This is a genomic window from Vibrio sp. SS-MA-C1-2 (genome assembly GCF_021513135.1).
Classification (GTDB): Bacteria; Pseudomonadota; Gammaproteobacteria; order Enterobacterales; family Vibrionaceae.
The window spans coordinates 1,386,464-1,406,793 of the sequence record NZ_CP090981.1 but is presented as its reverse complement, the minus strand read 5'-3'; the positions used below and the strand labels follow the sequence as shown (position 1 = coordinate 1,406,793).

Sequence of the window (20,330 nt, the reverse complement as noted above, 5' to 3'; positions counted from 1 at the left end):
AACTTCAATATGAAGAGTATAAATGACGTAAATACAGCGAATGACGGGCATAAAAAAAGGCTCACCTATTTCTAGGTAAGCCTTTATTCGTTACGTATTTTTATTTTTCAGTTACAACGTGATATTACTCACTGTCTGAACTTGGCTGATCTTTAGACTCATCGTCTGAAGCTTGTTCATCGTTCTCTTGTGAACTTGGTTCTTGTGATACAGCTACCGAGTTTTCTTCAGAGAGCTCTTCAGATTGATCTTCTGATAAAATCACTTCATCAGGCTCATCGATACGTTGTAAACCAACAACCAGCTCATCTTTAGTGGTTCGAATTAGCGTCACACCTTGAGTGTTACGTCCAACTTGACTCACTTCAGAAACACGAGTACGAACAAGTGTGCCACCATTAGTAATCATCATGAACTCATCGCCTTCGTCAGCTTGGATTGCGCCAACAACACGACCATTACGCTCACTTACCTTAATAGAGACAACACCTTGAGTTGCACGCCCTTTCTCTGGATATTCGCTTAACACGGTACGCTTACCATAACCATTCTCTGTAACAGTTAGAATATCGCCTTCACTGTTTGGAATGATTAAAGAGACAACGCTATCGGTCTCATTAAGCTTCATACCACGAACACCTGCTGCTGTACGTCCCATTCCACGAACATGCGATTCAGCAAAACGCACCACTTTACCAGCTTCAGAGAACAGCATGATATCGTTTTCACCATTGGTAATATCAACACCAATCAGCTCATCATCATCACGTAAGTTAACCGCAATAATACCGGCACTACGCTGGTTACTAAATGCAGTTAATGGCGTCTTCTTCACGGTACCGTGAGCGGTTGCCATAAAGACGAACTTATCTTCTTCATACTCTTTAACCGGAAGAATTGCGGTAATACGCTCATTTTCTTCAAGAGGAAGTAGATTAACAATTGGCTTACCGCGTGCAGTTCGACTTGCTAATGGTAATTGATACACCTTCATCCAATACATACGTCCACGGCTTGAGAAGCAGAGAATCGTATCGTGAGTATTGGCAACCAGAAGTTTATCGATGAAGTCTTCATCTTTCATGCGAGTAGCAGCTTTACCTTTACCACCACGACGCTGAGCATCATAGTCGCTAAGTAACTGATACTTAACATAGCCTTCATGAGAAAGCGTGACAACCACGTCTTCTTGGTTGATCAGATCTTCAAGATCAATATCATGAGTTGCAGCAGTAATTTCAGTACGACGCGAATCGTTAAATTGCTCTTTCACCGCTTCTAACTCTTCACAAATTACTTCCATTAGACGTTCAGCACTACCTAGGATATAAAGTAGTTCTTTAATAACGTCTAAAAGACCTTTGTACTCATCAAGAATTTTCTCATGCTCAAGCCCAGTTAACTTCTGTAGACGAAGATCTAGGATTGCTTGTGCTTGTTGTTCCGTTAAGTAGTACTCACCTTCGCGAATACCAAACTCGGGAGCTAACCAATCAGGGCGAGCCGTATCAGTACCTGAACTTTCAAGCATTGCAGCAACGCTACCCAACTTCCAACCGCGAGATTGTAGTTCAGTACGAGCAACCGCTGGCGTTGGTGCGTTACGAATAAGTTCAATAATCTCATCAATGTTCGCTAATGAAATAGCTAAACCTTCTAAGATATGAGCACGGTCACGGGCTTTCTTCAATTCAAAGATAGTACGACGTGTTACCACTTCACGGCGGTGGTTCACAAAGCACTTAAGGATCTCTTTTAAGTTGAAGAGTTTAGGCTGACCATTATCTAGGGCAACCATATTGACACCGAATGTCGTTTGAAGCTGAGTCTGACTATATAAGTTATTTAAAACTACTTCACCCACAGCATCACGTTTACATTCGATAACAATACGCATGCCATCTTTATCAGATTCATCACGTAGCGCTGAAATGCCTTCAACTTTGCGATCTTTCACTAGATCGGCAATTTTTTCAATCAAGCGAGCTTTATTAACTTGGTATGGTAACTCAGAAACAATAATGGTTTCACGACCATTTTTTGCCTCTTCTATATCGGCTTTCGCACGCATATAGACTTTACCACGACCAGTCTTATAAGCATCAACAATCCCTTTACGGCCGTTGATTTGAGCTGCTGTTGGGAAATCAGGACCTGGAATATACTCGATCAATTGATCAATAGTAATATCTTCATTGTCGATATACGCTAAACAACCATCAATCACTTCACCTAGGTTATGCGGTGGGATGTTAGTTGCCATACCAACAGCGATACCTGAAGAACCATTGACTAATAAGTTAGGTACTTTAGTCGGCAGAACTTCTGGAATTTGCTCTGTACCATCATAGTTTGGTACATAATTTACTGTGCCTTTATCAAGGTCTGCCAGTAATTCATGGGCAATTTTAGACATTCTGACTTCGGTATAACGCATTGCTGCGGCAGAGTCACCATCGATAGAACCAAAGTTACCTTGGCCATCAACAAGCATATAACGCAATGAAAACGGCTGCGCCATACGGACAATAGTGTCATAAACAGCAGTGTCACCATGGGGGTGATACTTACCAATAACGTCACCAACCACACGGGCTGATTTTTTGTAGGCTTTGTTCCAATCATTACCTAATACATTCATAGCGAATAGTACGCGGCGATGAACCGGTTTTAAACCATCACGCACATCTGGAAGAGCACGACCAACGATAACGGACATCGCATAGTCTAGGTAGGAACCTCTTAATTCTTCTTCAATGTTGACGGGCGTAATCTGTTGTGCAATATCGCTCATAGAGCCAAATTCCCTCAGCTGATTTTTGTCGTATTTTTATACGTGCAAGGAGCCAGAATATACCACAAATCAACCGTTGAGCGTATACCTTTACGTAACAAACATCGGTTATTTCGGGATTCTATATTCAAATAGTCAATTTATTAGATTAATTCTCTTTTAACTTTACTTCAAGATGCAAAATATAACTAGTTTTGCTCTAAAATAGTCAATTTTGCTTGCTTTTTAAACAGCAGCTAAAATCTGAAATAACTCAATTTTTCTACTTTATTGTTTCTATCTCATCTCTCTTTTTAGATTGCTGCTTTTTATATATACTGTGAAAAAATCTTATTATCAATAGTAAAAATTATGACTCAAAATGTAGATCCTGCTGAAATAAAAAAATTTGAAGATATGGCGTCCCGCTGGTGGGATTTAGATGGCGAGTTTAAGCCGCTTCATCAAATCAATCCGCTTCGCCTAAATTATGTCATCGATTGTAGCCAAGGTATTTTTGGTAAAAAAGTGCTCGATGTGGGCTGTGGCGGCGGAATTCTTGCAGAAAGTATGGCAAAAGAAGGTGCCGATGTAACAGGGCTTGATATGGGCGCAGAACCATTGAATGTTGCCCGACTTCATGCATTGGAAAGCCAAACACCATTAAAGCTTGAATATATCCAAAAAACTATCGAAGAGCATGCAGAGCAGTTTCCTCAACGATATGATGTTATCACCTGTATGGAGATGTTAGAGCATGTTCCAGACCCTCTCTCTATCATAAAATCGTGTGCTAAATTAGTGAAACCTGGTGGTCAAGTCTTCTTCTCAACGTTAAATCGAAATATCCAATCTTACTTATTTGCGATTGTTGGTGCTGAGCAGTTATTGAAGATTGTTCCACAAGGGACACATGATCATCAAAAGTTTATCCGTCCATCAGAGTTAATGCGGATGATTGACCAAACAGAGTTAAAAGAACAAGGGATTACTGGGCTGCAATACAATCCACTGACCGACCATTACTCATTAGGTAAAAGTGTTAAGGTCAACTACATTGTTCATACCACATTAAAACAGTAACGATTACAACCCGACACAAAAAGATAAGTTGCATAGGCTCTGAAGGCGAGCAATTAACCTTCAGAGTGATTACTCTATCAACTGTATAATTTACAAACAATTGCGCTAACAATAATCAACTTGTTCTCTTCTCATTCAGTTTCTAGATATTCACCAAAAAGCAAGAAATTTAATTTTTATTTCTTTTCAATCAATCCTCTTTTTATCCTTATTTATCTAAGTTAATTCCCCCTTAGCGAGAGAAGTTAGCAAATACTAACTTATAGCAAGAAAAGTAAAAAAAATGCTAAATCCATCAATATGACGCCCTTGCATTACTTAGAATAAAGATCTATCTTTTATCTCGCAGATTAGAAATAGTTACTACATATAGTGTCAATATGGATTTTGAGTCACTATTTATTGTATTTTTGATGTCTGCAAGAATCGCCACGCTCTTTTAGGAATTTATAAAAATGAACCAACAACTGTTAGTTACTAAGCGTAATGGTCGTCAAGAAAGTATCGACTTAGAAAAAATTCATCGTGTAATCACTTGGGCAGCTGAAGGACTAGAAAATGTCTCGGTATCACAAGTCGAACTTAAATCTCATATCCAATTCTATCAAGGTATCAAAACTGAAGATATCCATGAGACTATTATCAAATCAGCCGCAGATCTGATTTCAGAACAGTCTCCAGACTATCAATACCTTGCTGCTCGCTTAGCTGTTTTTCATCTTCGTAAAAAAGCTTATGGCCAATTTGAGCCACCAGCACTTTATCAACATGTTTCCGATCTGGTTGCTAAAGGTAAATATGACGCTCATTTACTTGAAGATTTTAGTGAGCAAGAGTTTGCTGAAATGGATGCGATCCTTGACCACTCAAGAGATATGAACTTCTCTTATGCTGCAGTTAAACAGTTAGAAGGTAAATATTTAGTTCAAAATCGCGTTTCAGGTGAAATTTATGAGAGTGCTCAGTTCTTATATATATTAGTCGCTGCTGCACTTTTTTCTAAATATCCAACAGAAACAAGAATGGGATATATTCGTCGTTTCTATGATGCGGCCTCGCTATTTAAGATCTCATTGCCAACCCCAATTATGGCCGGTGTTCGTACCCCGACTCGTCAGTTTAGCTCTTGTGTTCTTATTGAGTGTGACGATAGCCTTGACTCAATCAATGCAACAGCAAGTTCAATTGTTCGTTATGTTTCTCAACGTGCAGGTATCGGGATTAATGCAGGGCGTATTCGTGCGCTAGGCAGTCAAATTCGTAATGGCGAAGCTTTCCATACCGGATGTATTCCATTCTATAAATACTTCCAGACAGCAGTGAAATGTTGTTCTCAAGGTGGTGTTCGTGGTGGTGCAGCGACTCTATTCTATCCACTATGGCACCGTGAAGTTGAATCACTGTTAGTGTTAAAGAATAACCGTGGTATTGAAGAGAACCGTGTTCGTCATATGGATTACGGCGTCCAGATCAACAAATTGCTTTATACTCGCTTAATCAAAGGTGGCAATATTTCGCTATTTTCACCGTCTGATGTTCCGGGTCTTTATGATGCCTTTTTTGCTGACCAAGATAAATTTGAACAGCTTTATCTTCAATATGAACAAGATTCATCTATTGAGAAAACGACAGTAAAAGCGATTGAACTATTCTCATTGATGATGCAAGAACGTGCATCAACGGGTCGAATTTATATTCAAAATGTCGACCACTGTAATACCCATAGCCCATTTAATGCTGAAGTTGCACCTATTCGTCAATCTAACCTCTGCATGGAGATTGCGCTACCAACCAAACCATTAACCAATGTTGATGATCCTGATGGTGAGATTGCACTTTGTACCCTATCTGCATTCAACTTAGGGGCAATTAAAGATCTTGACGAATTAGAAGAGTTATCAGACTTAACGGTTCGTGCATTAGATGCATTACTGGATTATCAAGATTATCCACTGCCTGCCGCACGCAGAGCAACGATGGAGCGTCGTACTTTAGGTGTCGGTGTTATCAACTATGCCTACTATCTTGCTAAGCATGGTGTTCGCTATTCAGATGGCAGTGCTAATAATTTGACACACCAAACCTTTGAAGCCATTCAATATTACTTATTGAAGGCATCGATGAAATTGGCAAAAGAACAAGGTAAGTGTCCATCATTTGATGAAACAACTTATGCTCAAGGCATTTTACCGATTGATACTTATAAAAAAGATATCGATAAAATCTGTAGTGCCGAGCTTTATTATGATTGGGAAAGCCTACGCAGTGAGATTCAAAAATACGGATTACGTAACTCAACATTAACCGCGTTAATGCCATCTGAGACCTCATCACAGATTTCAAATGCAACGAACGGTATTGAGCCACCACGTGGTTTCGTCTCAATCAAAGCGTCGAAAGATGGAATTTTAAAGCAAGTTGTTCCTGATTTCGCGAAATATAAAAGTAATTACCAGCTACTTTGGAACCAAGGTGGTAATGATGGTTACCTTCAGTTAGTCGGAATTATGCAGAAATTTGTCGATCAATCGATATCGGCTAATACGGCTTATGACCCAAGTATCCAAGCTAATGGCAAAGTGCCAATGAAACTGCTCCTTAAGGATCTCTTAACAGCCTATAAATTAGGGGTTAAAACTCTTTATTATCATAATACTCGTGATGGCGCAGATGATAGCCAAAACGATATTGAAGCAGAAGATGATTGTGCAGGCGGCGCATGTAAGATCTAATCTTGCGTCAAACAGAACGATTTAAATTTTGGAAAAGGAAGTGTTCACTTCCTTTTCCATGGATAACTGGAGGAAATAATGACTTACAGTACTTTCTGTCAAAAGAATAATGACCAACTACAAGAACCAATGTTTTTTGGCCAATCTGTAAACGTTGCCCGCTATGATCAACAAAAGCACCCAATATTTGAACGCTTGATTGAAAAACAACTGAGTTTTTTTGGCGTCCAGAAGAGGTCGATGTTTCTCAAGATCGTATTGATTACCATGCGCTACCTGAGCATGAAAAGCACATTTTTATCAGTAATCTAAAATACCAAACCTTACTCGATTCAATTCAAGGACGTAGCCCGAATGTCGCGCTTCTACCTTTAGTTTCACTGCCTGAGCTTGAAACGTGGATCGAAACTTGGTCTTTCTCTGAAACGATCCATTCACGTTCATATACCCATATTATTCGTAATATTATCAATGAACCTGCAACGATCTTTGACGATATTGTTGCCAATGAGCATATTATTAAACGTGCGACCGATATCGCTTATTACTACGATGATCTCATTGAAGGCACTCGCCTATTTCATCAGTTTGGCGCTGGAACTCATCAAATTAATGGTGTAACAGTTAAAATCAGTGAGCGAGAACTTAAGAAAAAGCTCTACCTCTGCATCATGTCAGTGAATGCCTTAGAAGCGATCCGTTTCTACGTTAGCTTTGCCTGTTCATTTGCCTTTGCTGAACGCGAATTAATGGAAGGTAACGCCAAGATCATCAAACTTATCGCTCGTGATGAGGCCCTTCACTTAACCAGCACCCAGCATATGCTCAATATTATGGGTAGTGGTGAAGATGATCCAGAAATGGCTGAAATTGCGAAAGAGTGTGAACAGCAAAGTTACGCGATATTTAAACAAGCGGCCGAGCAAGAGAAAGAGTGGGCAGAGTATCTCTTTAAAGATGGCTCAATGATTGGGCTGAATAAAGATATTTTACGTCAGTACGTTGAGTACATTACTAACTTACGTATGCAAGCTGTCGGACTTGTACCCGCATATGAAGGTGTCACTAATAACCCAATTCCTTGGATTAATACTTGGCTCTCTTCTGATAATGTTCAAGTTGCACCCCAAGAAGTTGAAATCAGCTCTTATTTAGTCGGTCAAATTGACAATGAAGTCGATGCTGAAGACTTCGGTGATTTTGAACTTTAAGATGCCAGTGATTAATGTGAAGGGTTCGAACTTTAATACTTCAGGTAATAAAACCATTCTTGAAGTGTTAGAGGTAAATCAGGTTCAGATTGAGTCCCAGTGTCGAGAAGGTTTTTGCGGTGCTTGTCGCTGTAAACTGATTAAAGGTGAGGTTAAATACATTAATGAACCTATCGCCTTTCTCAAAAAAGGAGAGTTTCTTGCTTGTAGTACGATTCCTTCTTGCGATATTGTCATTGAAATCTAATACATTGTATTATTCTCATATTGTTTGTATAAAAAAGGCCACCGATTAGGTGGCCTTTTTTATCTTTAAACTAAAGATTTAATATTAAGTAAGTTTAATTATCATAACTTAACTTCGTCCTTGTTTCATTGCTCGTCCAGCGGATTGCACACTACTGTACATTTTGCTTAACGCTTTCCCTTTTGCTCGCTTTTCTGCGATCGATGCACTGTTGATCTCTTGCTCACGCTGTAATTTTAAATAGTTATTAAAACGACGCGGATCAAGCTCACCACTCTCTAAGGCTGACACCACGGCACATCCCGGTTCATTACCATGATGACAATCATTAAAGCGACACTGCTGAATTAATTCAACAATATCAGAAAAAGTCTGTTCTACTCCTTGCTCACAATCAGCAAGTTGTAACTCACGCATTCCCGGAGTATCGACCAAAATAGCCCCAGACTCAGTCCAATGCAGTGAACGAGAAGTCGTGGTATGCTTACCTTTACTATCATCTTCACGAATCGCACCAGTTAGCTGAGTTCCCCCCCCAACAAGGTATTAATCAAGGTTGACTTGCCGACGCCAGAAGAACCGAGAAATGCGATAGTTTTCCCTTTACCACACCAACTTTCTAAAGGCTGAATAGAGTCAGAGTCTAAACCGTTAACCGCTTCAACCATCAACATTGAATCAATACTACGTACCTGATCGATAAACGCGTAGGGATCATCGACACAATCCGCTTTTGTTAATACCACGACGGGCTCAACTTCGGCTTCATTGGCTAATGCTAAATAGCGCTCAATACGGCTCAAGTTAAAATCATCATTCATTGAGCAAACGATAAATACCGTATCAATATTGGCAGCAATCCTCTGCTCTGCCACTTTACTTCCAGCGGCTTTTCGGCTGAATAACGAGAATCGCTCCAGTAGTGTCTCTGCTTGGGGCTGTTCTTGCTCTGTAATAAGCACCCAATCGCCAACAGTTGCTTCACTCAATAGCTCACTCATTGGAATTGAAAACTCACCTTGCTCATTAATCAGAACCATCGATGATCGATGATGAGCAATGATTCGAGCGGGTATTAATAGAGAGTCCCATTCAACTTGTTGTTGAAAATAAGGGCGCCAACCAAGTTGAGGTAAATTATATGTTGTCATTGTTTTTTCCATAAAGTACCGATATTGCTATACTTGAGTATATTGTACCGGTGATAATAATAAAATCATTCGTTGTTCCTTAAACAAAAACGTTTATTACTATATCCTTCTGTTTTCTCATTAATTTCGTGTTAAGCATAAAATTTAAACCTTCTTTTTATTTTTCAATTGCGCCCTTTTTACTAACTCTCTGATGATAAGATCTTTTCAAAGCGTTCATTACCATGAAGTTGCTCAAAGTCTGCTTCTTCAGCAACTAACTCTTTCAACGATGTACTAAAGTGAATCGCCTGTTCTAAATCAGTTATCGCTTGTTCTTCCCAACCTAAACAAGAGTAAGCACAAGCACGCTGATAATAAGCATAAGCATTGTTATTATCGACATCTAACACGCGATTACAGAGACTTAAGGCCCAGTGAAATTCTCGCATCTCCATCGCTGCATCTGCTTTATGGGTCAAAGCTTCTAAATCTCCGGGACGAATAACCAGTATTTCATCATAAACTTCCATTTTTTGCTCTGCAGTTTGTGAGTTTTGTGCTCTAAGCCACAGATTATGGATCTCATTGATGATCTCTATCTCTTTATTATTTTCAGCGATAATGCGAGTTTTTCGTTTCAGGTCTCGCTCTAATGCTTGGAATTTTTTCTCATATTGCTGGGTAATTCCATTTAATTGCTGTTCAGCCATCTTTTTAGTATTAATCTTTATTTCTTTAAATGATTGCCAACCCACTAATGCAATTAATGAAGCAGCACCAGCAATGAGGTAGAAAAAGTAGGTAACTGTCACATTAGCATAATTCATCGATTTATCGGCAACCGCCAGTTCACGGTCGGTCATTTCAATCACTAAACGGCGTTCCAGATCTTGCTGATCAGTACGTAATGACTTAAGTTCATCAAGTACATAGCGTTCCATTAAGGGTTTATCATAAAGACTTTGTTGAGAATAGGCGATATCCTCTGTAGCAAAGGTCATCGATGACAAAAAGACAGAGAGAAGCGTAAACAATAGTAAATATATTTTTGTCATAATGACTCCATTAATAGGGTGAAAAAGTACCCTATTAATTATAGCCATAGAAAGAATAAATACTGTTTATACCCAAAGTAATTGGCGTTGCTAGTAGGCGCCAAGCGAATGAGGCCCCATGAGTATAGATGTGCTATATGATTGGGGCGAATGAGCGACGCCAACAACCTAGCAACTTCAAGTAAAAAGGGTATAGCCGTTCTTTTTTAAGCAAGTATAATCAGTTGAATAGCGTTAGGTCATTATGCTTGATCAAGCCACATTTCGATAAGAAGACGAGAAATTGATATTTTTGAAGGTAGTTTATAGCATTCTGTTCCGTCATGCTCATTGGCCGAAGAGACTTCACCAAATGTCTTCACCTCTTCTCGAGTAAACCATTTTGCATCTGCAAGTTCATCTTTATCGACCTGAATCTCTTCACTTGTCGCTTCAGCAAAGAATCCTAACATTAAGCTTGATGGTAATAACCAAGGCTGTGAGGCAATATAATGAACTGCGCCAATCTCAATACCTGACTCTTCTTTCACTTCACGTTTAACGGTTTGCTCTAATGTTTCACCTTGATCAACAAAACCAGCCAAACAAGAATACATTCCTTCAGGCCAACTGCTTTGTCTTCCCAATAAAACACGTTCAATACCATCAGAAAAAATCCGTTTAACCACCATGATGACAGCGGAATCAGTACGTGGGAAAACTTGATATTCACAAGAAGCATTTAGACATTGACGAGAATGTCCTAAATCATAGGTTTCAGTTTCTTCTCCACATGCACCACAAAACTGACTGTGGCGATGCCAATGGAGTAAACCTCGTGCTAGCATTAATAGCGATGCAGTTTGGTTATCAAGATTTGGTGCAATCTGACGAAGCTCAACCCAGATCTGTTTTTCTGTCTCTAACGGTTGCGGTATAGAAGAAGATAATGTCTCTCTTTCGGTTAGATCGAGAGCAAAGATATTTTGACTTTCGTTTGCGCCTAAAAGATAACGAGGGTGCTCTGTTAATCCTAATTCTAAAACTTGTTCCCAACCCAAAAAAACAGGCTGAAATGTGTCACTATTGACCAAGTGCTGATTTTTTAAAAGAAGTAAGAATTGCCCATTTCGATGGCTATTATTCACCCATTCGCTATTTTTGCGTTGAGAGAAACATCTATCTAACTCCATCTGAGTAAACTTCAACAATTCTAACTCCTTTTTATTAAAACAGCTTTAATATAACTAGCCTATAGCATTGATTAACTTGATTATTGACTAGCTTATCCCTTCTTACTTGAAGTTGCTAGGTTATTGGCTACTAGCAACTCCAATTATTTTAGGTATAGACGATTAAAAAGAACATATAACAATAAGTCTAGCGCAATTTATCGCCATTTTAATTATCGATTTAAATGATTATTTCTTACTTTGCTTTCTTAATTCAAAATCAAGTTCATCAGGAGAAATAACTACACCTTCTTCACTTTGATTCGGGAACACTGCGACTGCAAGCTCATCATCTTCTAAACCCACAGTCCAACGACTATGCCATTTATTTAAAGAGATTGATTTTGGCTCACACGCTTTCCAATCACCGGTTGCCCACAAGCTAGCAAATTGCTCTGAAGGCCAAACAGGTACGCAATCTTCGTCATCACTATTTAACATCACGCAGCCATGCTCATCGGTTAAAATCCAAACTTCAGAATGAGTAACCACTTCTTTAATAAAGTAGCTTAAACGTTTTTCTGAGTCATAATTTTGGATTTTCGTTAGCTGTTCTGGAGATAATATTTCTGACATTGTATATCCTCGATAAAGGGGGAAATTCATCGCTCAGCCATACCAAGCGAATTGAATAATAGTATACCCTTCTTATTTGAAGTTGCTAGGTTGTTGATTATGTCCATTCGCCTCATCTATTCTCATGAAGCCTCACTTTCTTGCTACCTATTCACAACGCCAATTACTTTGGGTGTCAATATCCGTCTTACTTAAAACTGGTTATCATTATCACTGTTTACTCAGCCACTCTTTGATCTGAAAACGAGAGGGCTTAATTCCTCCAGCTAACAAGCGCTCTGGTAAAATATAATAATGGTCAGGATGCATAAAACGAACAAGTTTTCCTTCTAACCATGTCGATAACTGCTCGGTTAATTGATGGTTTTGAGTACTTATGACTGCGACTGGACGTTGACCAAACTGCTCACTCTTTATTGGAAAAACAAATGCTTGTGATATTTCCGGATGACTCAGTAATACTTTTTCAATATCTTCAGGCTGGATTTTCTCACCACCTGACTTAAACATATTATCAATTCGACCATGAATATGAAGCTGACCATCAATGATCTCACCACGATCTTTGGTTTCAAACCAACTATGTTCATTAACAACAGGCAGAATAATTCCTAAACGATAATATCCCATACAGAGTGAATCACCGCGTACAAGGACTTCTCCCTCTTTCAACATCAGTTCTCTATTTGGTAACACGAGTCCAACGCCATCTAAACCATCAGCAGGTTTTGCAGTTACCGTTGATGCCATTTCCGTCATTCCATAACCAGACCAACAACTAATTCCTAGCTTATTAGCCTTATCTGTTAATGAGACAGGGATCGCAGCACCACCTAATAGAACCTGTTTGAGTTGAGTCTTATTTTCACCACTCTCTAACAGCTTAATTAACTGGGTCGGAACTAATGAGGCGTGAGAAACTTGATTGATTTCTGGTTGTAAATGGCGGCTTTCTGGAATAACTAAGGTTGCTCCTTTTAATAAGCAGCGCCAAATGATAGCTAATCCTGACACATGAAAGAGAGGTAATGAAAGTAACCAACTGTCTGTCGCTTCAAATGGGAGTTTTTGTAATAACCCCTCAGCACTCGCTAAATGATTATCGATACTATGAACAACGGCTTTTGGTCGCCCACTGGACCCAGATGTCAAAACAAACGTCGCTGGACGATTTGAACGCCATTTAACAGGAACCGTAATCGGTTCATGTGTCTTACATTCACATTCTGATAATGTTAATGACGATAATGATATACCTATATTCTCATTGTCTTCAGGCTGCCAAAAATGACGAATATTAAGTTGTTTTATATGTCCTTCAACATCATTGGTGGTCAATCTTGGGTTTAAAGCGATAAAACGTGCACCCAAACGTAACGTTGCTAAAAATAACCAATATTGCTCAATACTATTATGACAATACGTTGCGACTAAATCGTCACGTTGCACTCCCTGATCAGCAAAATTTTTCGCCATGCATTCGACTTTATTACTGATCTGTTGCCAAGTGTACGTCTGCGCCTCAAATTTCAATCCAATCGCATCAGGTGTTTTTTCTGCCCAAACTTGCCAAGGCCAATTAGAGAAATGCTTCATAGCTTAAACCGTTTCATTCTGTTGGTAAGCGAGCGTTAATTGCTCTAGTGTGGTAATTGGCAGAGAGCAATCAGGCCACGCAGTCACAAGCTGTGATTGGAAAAGTTGCATAGTATCCAATCCAGGAACCATTTCAGGTAGCTGCCATTGAGCAAAACGCGCTAATTGAGTTAAACCAAGACTAGACTCTAAACTTGAGCTAATCACAACGTCAAGTCCTAGTGATTTCGCTTGTTCAATCAAAGTTAAACAGTATGCGATTGAGCCTACTAATGTTGGTTTAATCACAATAGCTGAGACTCTAGGATCTGCTTTTACAATAAACCCTTCATCACGAACCGTTTCATCCCATGCAATGGCAATACCGGTCTCTTCTGCAAAATGAAGACTCTGTTCAGGGGTATGGCATGGCTCTTCAATGAAAGCGATACGATCTCGATATTGAGGGTTCACGTACTTTGCAAACTGTTGCGATTTTAATGGCGTCCAACCACGGTTAGCATCTAAACGTAATTTTAGTTCAGGTATTGCTTCCAGAAACATATTTGCGACCATTCCGTCACGAACCGCTTCATACATACCCACTTTAATTTTTGCAACTTTATCTCCAGACATTTCACTTAGTCGTTCCACCAGTTCATCAGGATCGCCAGAACAAAGAGGGGCAACTCGGTAATTCGCTTCCGCGGGTAATCCATTAGCCAATTCTAACTTTGCCATACTAAAGCCAAAAGCAACAGAAGGATAAAGATCCGTTAATTCTGGCTGACGATTTACCCATTGATTTAAAATCTGTTGTAACTGCTGTCCAGCTTGTTCAAAAGTCTCTTCACTAAATTCGGGAAGAGGTGCAACTTCACCAAAAGCCTGCATATCTCCATCATTAAGCTCAATAATCCAGCCCTCGCGAGTTGCAAGGCGCTGATTACGGAGAATGACTCCACTGTCCATAGGTAAGGAGTATTGATATAGCTTAACACTGCGCATGAATTGTCTTCCTAATCAATTACGAAAACCGTAATTTTATCGATGAATAAGTTGAAGAATAACGCTAGAAAATAGCGATGGTTGTTCACTATGGGTATTATGTCCAGCCTCTTCAATGACACGAACAGAGAGATGAGACTGCTCTGCTAATGCTAGAAATTTTGTGTCCCGATTGCCAACTATATAATCGACAAGGTATCTTAATTGTTTGAGAGGTAATAATAGCTCGGGTTGTCGAGCTAATGAAGTAGAACACAACATTTTTGCGATCTTTTCGCCACTATTATGAGTACGTTTCGCTACTTGTTGCTGTTTTTGTTGTAAATCTAAAGAATTAAATACTGGTTGATGATACCAATCTATTAACACTTTGTTGATCGCTTCATTTTTGAAGCGTAATGCCCAACCATTATCATTACTCCAACGTAAATCTCTCTCGGCTTTAGTCGCTAAACCAAAGTTTCCACCTTCAATAATTAACTGTGAAATAGGAAATGAAAAAAGGTGAAAAGCCGCCCCAAACATCGCGATACGCGCACCTAATGAGTAACCAATCACCACCACATTCGTTAATGAATAACTATCAATGGTACAATTGATTAAATCAACGGTTTGTTCAAAACTATCTACTTCAATATCACGGCTCACACCATGTCCAGGAAGATCGATAGCGATACAATGATAACGATCACTGAGTAAATCAATCACTGCTTTCCAATCTTGATGATCGCCAAGTAAACCATGAATAAACAGCAATGTTGGGCGTTCTGAATTAAAAATACCAAACTCTACACTGAATAGTGACATGCCTATTTGAGATTGATTGCTCATAATAACTCCAGAGTAAATTCTAAATCAGAGAAAATACTCAATATAAAATGGAGTACTCTCTGTTGAATTAAAGAAGCGAGAAGTGTCGTTCAAATGAACCGACACCAAAAGATGTCGATCAAGTGATCAATTTACATCCAACCGTAAGGTATATTGGATTAAAAAACACGATTAAGAGATTGGCAGCAGTTTGATCTCTGTAACCAGTTTAGCCAACTCTTGATTTGCTTCCCCCGCAGGCGTCACAACCTCAATCAATGTCGTTTTATTTTCTAACAATGATGACTGCAACATACTTTGATACTGCGAGCTATTTTGTGGCTGTAAATAATCAAGACCAAACATCGAAGCGGCATCTTTAAACTGCAGCCCATGAGGCATTTGATAAAGTGACTGCTTTTGCTCATGTGGCACGGGCAATAGATCAAAAATAGCCCCACCATCATTATTGGTGACAATCACGACAATGGGTTTATGCTGCTGTCTAAGTAAAGCAAGAGAATTTAAATCGTACAGTAGCGATGTGTCTCCAATCATAATACAAATCGGGTCATCATCTCCTGCTGAAACACCAGCACTGGTCGCAATTAAACCATCAATCCCTGAGGCACCTCGGTTGCTGTAGACCTTAGGAAGATCAATGGAAGCGACCATATCCAATAAACGCACAATTAAGCTATTACCAATAAACAGTGTGCAGTTTTCACCCAATAATTTAGGTGTCACTTTAGCAACCACCAGCTCAGTTAACTTATCAAAACTGAGTAATTGTTGCTGATTTATCTGCTCAACTTGCTCAATAAACGGTAATAGCGTATCGGCCCAACCAGAATTTTTCATTTTCAACGCTGATTGTTGAAAATCAAGCTGTTCAATCCACGTAATAGGTGAGCTTTCAACTTGAGTTAACGCTAAATGATGAGGATCTAAGCGTCCAGATTGTGTTGAGATCAACCAATAGTTTTGGTGCTGATTATCTGCACTACTATCGATCTCGGCTTGACGATGTTCAATAAACTGTAACGCTCTTTTTGAGACTAAACGGCAACCCAATTGCAGCACCACTTCCGCTTTGTTTAATTGTTCATAAGCCTCGTTATTTTGTAGCCAAAGATCAGAGTAGTGCCAAAGGGAAGAGATCCCACTTTGGGGATCGACCAATAAAGGCCAACCCAACTGCTTCGCTAACGTCATTATCGGCTGTTGATCCTCTGCATCGATTTGACCAACAATAATCACTCCACGTTTATGCCAAAAGTTAGATTCTGGTTGTGCATCACAAACAGCATGTTTCACTTTATGACAATAGCTAGCGTTCCCTTTTAACCAATGTTGGATCGGTTTTAGGTAATCAGTAAATGCGTCTTCTTCACCATATAGTGGCTCAGGAAAGGCACAGTTAATATGAATGGAGCCTCCCTGCTGTTGCTGCTCAGACAAAGCTTGTTCTAAAGTTGTTAATAACCAGCGTGGAGAAATATCTAAACTTGGCGTAGGAAGGTAAATATCAGAAGTAACATGGGAACTAAAAATACCCTGCTGTTGAATTGCTTGATTTGCACCACAGCCAACTAACTCAACGGGTCTATCCGCCGTTAATGCAATCAGTTTCTCTCTTGTTAAACCAGACTCAACTATCGCAGGGAGAAGATTTGCCACCGCCGTTCCCGATGTGACAACAATGGCAACAGGACGCTGAGTGCGCTTCGCTAAACCTAATGCAAAAAAGCCTAAGCCGCGTTCATCAAAATGAGTATGGATCGTTAACTTTTGTTGCTGTTGAGCTTCTAAAGTTAACGGTGTTGAACGAGAACCCGGTGCAATACAGATATCACTAACACCTTGACGAACGAGCACCTCTAAAGTTAATTTCGCCCATAATCGATTTAAACTTGCACGACTCATTTTCTACTCTCAATTACATTAAATTATTTTTTAACAAGCTATAGAGGGTGGCTGTTTTTTTATTCAGCTCTTGCCACTCGGACTCAGCTTCTGAACCAGGAACAATGCCAGCGCCAGCAAAAAGGTGAAGCTCATCACTTTCGATAACTGCACTTCGAATAGCAACACAAAATTCACTATTTTCTTTACCGATCATCCCAATTGCCCCACTGTACCAACCTCGGGAAAAGGGCTCATTTTTAGTAATGAAATTCAGGGCTGCACTTCTTGGTAACCCAGCAATCGCTGCTGTGGGTTGTAGTTTTTGTAAAACATCACTGTCTTTTGCCGCCAGATTAAGTTCAGCATTAATGGGACGTTTAAGGTGTTGAACTTTTCGTAGTTGATAAAGCTCCGTTTCATCTGATGGCGTTACACTGACACAATCATTACTTAGACGATTTAAGATATCCTCAACAACGAGGCGATTCTCATAACAGTTTTTTTGATCATGAAGTAACCAATCCGCAAGTTTGTTATCTTCCTCAATCGTATCACCACGGCCTGTTGTTCCAGCCAATGCTTCCGTTTTAATTTTTCGCTGGTCTCTGCGGAATAAGCGCTCAGGAGTAGAACCTATAAAACCGTGATGTTGATCAAATGAGACTAAAAAATGAAAGCTGTTTTGATTCGCTTCTCGGCTCGCTTTTAAAAGTTGTGTTGCAGAAATTGCTTTTTCAAGAGTCAGTGTGGTTTTTCTTGCCAAAACAACTTTAACAAATTCTCCTTTATCGATCTCAGAAAGTGCTTTATCCACCATCTTTTTCCAACCAAGGAAGTCTGGACTATAACGTTGGTTAATAATGTCACACTCAAGTTCAGCAAGAGGAACAAATGTTGTTTTTAACTGTTCGAGCTCTAGTAAAACACGTTGTAAATCATGTTGAAGGTTAACAGAGAGTGTCCACTCATCATTTTGACGCTTTAATTCAATACGAGGAAGGCAGAAAAATGATTTTAAAGGGTGTTGATTACTCGCCATCTGACAATCAAAAGAGCATCCCCCCCAAACAAACTGACCTTCATCAACAACAAATTCGGCATATCGAATATCATTAAATATTTCAACCTGCCCAAGAGCAATCGTCTCTTCTTCACCATCTCTAGATTGCCAATAAAACTTAGGAAATAAGGTTTGATCGGCTAACCAATCGATAGGATCGACATCACCAGACTTTTTAAGTGATGCTGTAATTCGACTTGGTAGCTCTTCAGCTAGCTTTAATTCTTCAATAATGGCATTAATTGCATTTGATAACGCTATCAAAATCACCTCTCTCAACTTGCGCCATTTTTCTAATACTTTCAATATCTCAGCAAGGAAATAGAAATTAAATTAGATGTTCTATTTAAGATTAGAAACAAAAAAGGCATTCTACATGATGTTGTTTCATTTATAAAAATGATATGGTCAATTAACCCTTAAAATTAACTATTTTAAGATTGCTATATAAATTATAGACTGACAATTGCCCAAGCTTTTATCTATTCGTTAATATAGTGTAAGTTTATACCCAAAGTAATTGGCGTTGCTAGTCGGCGGCAAGTGAATGAGGCTCCATGAGTATAGGTGTACTCTATGATTGGGGCGAATGAATATAGCCAACAACCTAGCAACTTCAAGTAAGAAGGGTATAGTGTTGAAATTCATATAAGGTAGGATAACCGTTATGCAAAATGTAGGGATGTCATCAAAGCTCAGCAGTGTCTGCTATGACATTAGAGGCCCAGTATTAAAAGAGGCAAAACGCCTTGAAGATGAAGGTCATAAAATTCTAAAGCTCAACATTGGTAACCCTGCCGCCTTTGGTTTTGAAGCCCCTGATGAAATTTTAGTTGATGTGATCCGTAATATGCCTGAATCTCAAGGTTATTGTGATTCAAAAGGGATTTACTCCGCTCGTAAAGCCGTTATGCAGCATTATCAAAAAAAGGGCGTTTTCTCTTTAAGTGTGGATGATATCTATATTGGTAATGGTGTTTCTGAGTTAATTGTCATGGCAATGCAGGCACTACTCAATAGTAATGATGAGATGTTAATTCCCTCCCCGGATTATCCACTTTGGACAGCGGCAGTTTCACTCTCTGGTGGCAATGCGGTGCACTATGTTTGTGATGAGCAATCGGGATGGATGCCAGATATTGATGATATCAAAAGTAAAATCACCCCTAATACCAAAGGGATTGTTTTAATCAACCCAAATAATCCAACAGGTGCCGTTTATAGTCGAGATTTGCTACTAGAGATTATTGAAGTTGCTCGCCAACATAACTTAATTATCTTCGCTGATGAGATTTACGATAAAATTCTTTATGACGGTGCTCAACATACCTCAGTTTGTACGCTTGCTGATGATGTATTGGTAATGACCTTTAATGGCTTATCAAAATCGTACCGTGTTTGTGGTTTTCGAGCAGGCTGGATGTTTATCTCAGGTCCTAAACAGCGAGCAAAATCATACATTGATGGTTTAGATATGCTGGCATCGATGCGACTTTGTGCCAATGTGCCGATGCAACACGCTATCCAAACAGCCTTAGGTGGTTATCAAACAATTAATGATCTGGTATTACCCGGTGGTCGTCTATTAGAGCAGAGAAATAAAGCGTGGGAGTTGATCAATCAGATCCCCGGTGTCTCTTGTGTGAAACCTAAAGGTGCACTTTACCTGTTCCCGAAGTTAGATCAAAAAATCTATAACATTCAAGATGATCAAAAAATGGTTTACGACTTCTTAATGCAAGAGAAGGTTTTATTAGTACAAGGTACTGGCTTTAACTGGAAAACCCCAGACCATTTCCGCATTGTCACTCTACCATCAGTTGATCTATTAGAGACAGCCATTGGACGTTTAGAGCGTTTCTTGCATAATTATCGTCAATAGTGATCATGAACCGGCATTGTATATAATCTAAAAAAGCGAATTAAAAAATAAAAGCCCCAGATAAGT

Annotated in this window: 13 protein-coding genes and 2 pseudogenes; 5 read left to right on the top strand and 10 right to left on the bottom strand. The window is 39.3% G+C overall.

The genetic code is table 11. The features are described 5' to 3' along the window. Positions 1-124: 124 nt before the first annotated feature. Positions 125-2,794 carry a DNA topoisomerase (ATP-hydrolyzing) subunit A gene (gene gyrA, locus L0B53_RS10970; RefSeq protein ID WP_235062072.1) on the bottom strand — a complete coding sequence of 890 codons (2,670 nt, stop codon included), beginning with the start codon at positions 2,792-2,794 and terminating at the stop codon, positions 125-127. Between the two features lie 351 nt (positions 2,795-3,145). On the opposite strand from gyrA, the gene ubiG reads away from it, so the two are divergent. The 4 genes and pseudogenes from ubiG (at position 3,146) to yfaE (ending at position 8,046) form a co-directional block, all read left to right on the top strand. Continuing rightward, a complete protein-coding gene (gene ubiG, locus L0B53_RS10965) occupies positions 3,146-3,856 on the top strand; it encodes a bifunctional 2-polyprenyl-6-hydroxyphenol methylase/3-demethylubiquinol 3-O-methyltransferase UbiG (protein ID WP_235062071.1) in 711 nt (236 codons plus the stop codon). Between the two features lie 455 nt (positions 3,857-4,311). Continuing rightward, positions 4,312-6,588, top strand: coding sequence for a class 1a ribonucleoside-diphosphate reductase subunit alpha (gene nrdA, locus L0B53_RS10960; RefSeq protein ID WP_235062070.1), 2,277 nt, complete (start codon positions 4,312-4,314; stop codon positions 6,586-6,588). A gap of 78 nt (positions 6,589-6,666) precedes the next feature. Beyond that, positions 6,667-7,799: pseudogene (gene nrdB / locus L0B53_RS10955) on the top strand (class Ia ribonucleoside-diphosphate reductase subunit beta). Next, positions 7,768-8,046, top strand: coding sequence for a class I ribonucleotide reductase maintenance protein YfaE (gene yfaE / locus L0B53_RS10950; protein ID WP_235062069.1), 279 nt, complete (start codon positions 7,768-7,770; stop codon positions 8,044-8,046). The pseudogene nrdB and the gene yfaE overlap by 32 nt, the downstream one beginning before the upstream one ends. Before the next feature lie 108 nt (positions 8,047-8,154). Here the strand turns inward: yfaE and rsgA are convergent. The 9 genes and pseudogenes from rsgA to L0B53_RS10905 form a co-directional block, all read right to left on the bottom strand. Then, positions 8,155-9,209, bottom strand: a pseudogene (gene rsgA, locus L0B53_RS10945) (ribosome small subunit-dependent GTPase A). A gap of 170 nt (positions 9,210-9,379) precedes the next feature. Beyond that, positions 9,380-10,234, bottom strand: a complete 855-nt coding sequence (locus tag L0B53_RS10940; protein WP_235062068.1) for a TPR end-of-group domain-containing protein — start codon at positions 10,232-10,234, stop codon at positions 9,380-9,382. Between the two features lie 242 nt (positions 10,235-10,476). Next, a complete protein-coding gene (gene nudC, locus L0B53_RS10935; RefSeq protein WP_235062067.1) occupies positions 10,477-11,424 on the bottom strand; it encodes an NAD(+) diphosphatase in 948 nt (315 codons plus the stop codon). Positions 11,425-11,634: 210 nt separating this feature from the next. After that, a complete protein-coding gene (locus L0B53_RS10930; RefSeq protein ID WP_235062066.1) occupies positions 11,635-12,021 on the bottom strand; it encodes a DUF2750 domain-containing protein in 387 nt (128 codons plus the stop codon). 210 nt (positions 12,022-12,231) lie between these two features. Further along, positions 12,232-13,617, bottom strand: coding sequence for an o-succinylbenzoate--CoA ligase (gene menE, locus L0B53_RS10925; protein ID WP_235062065.1), 1,386 nt, complete (start codon positions 13,615-13,617; stop codon positions 12,232-12,234). A gap of 3 nt (positions 13,618-13,620) precedes the next feature. After that, positions 13,621-14,604, bottom strand: coding sequence for an o-succinylbenzoate synthase (gene menC / locus L0B53_RS10920; protein ID WP_235062064.1), 984 nt, complete (start codon positions 14,602-14,604; stop codon positions 13,621-13,623). Between the two features lie 36 nt (positions 14,605-14,640). Beyond that, positions 14,641-15,435, bottom strand: coding sequence for a 2-succinyl-6-hydroxy-2,4-cyclohexadiene-1-carboxylate synthase (menH, locus tag L0B53_RS10915; protein ID WP_235062063.1), 795 nt, complete (start codon positions 15,433-15,435; stop codon positions 14,641-14,643). Positions 15,436-15,606: 171 nt separating this feature from the next. Continuing rightward, positions 15,607-17,340, bottom strand: coding sequence for a 2-succinyl-5-enolpyruvyl-6-hydroxy-3-cyclohexene-1-carboxylic-acid synthase (gene menD, locus L0B53_RS10910; protein WP_235062062.1), 1,734 nt, complete (start codon positions 17,338-17,340; stop codon positions 15,607-15,609). A 13-nt stretch (positions 17,341-17,353) separates the two neighbouring features. After that, on the bottom strand, positions 17,354-18,646 hold the full coding sequence (locus tag L0B53_RS10905) for an isochorismate synthase MenF (protein ID WP_409202829.1): 1,293 nt from the start codon (positions 18,644-18,646) through the stop codon (positions 17,354-17,356). A gap of 403 nt (positions 18,647-19,049) precedes the next feature. On the opposite strand from L0B53_RS10905, the gene L0B53_RS10900 reads away from it, so the two are divergent. After that, positions 19,050-20,264 carry a pyridoxal phosphate-dependent aminotransferase gene (locus L0B53_RS10900; RefSeq protein WP_235062061.1) on the top strand — a complete coding sequence of 405 codons (1,215 nt, stop codon included), beginning with the start codon at positions 19,050-19,052 and terminating at the stop codon, positions 20,262-20,264. Positions 20,265-20,330 lie beyond the last annotated feature (66 nt).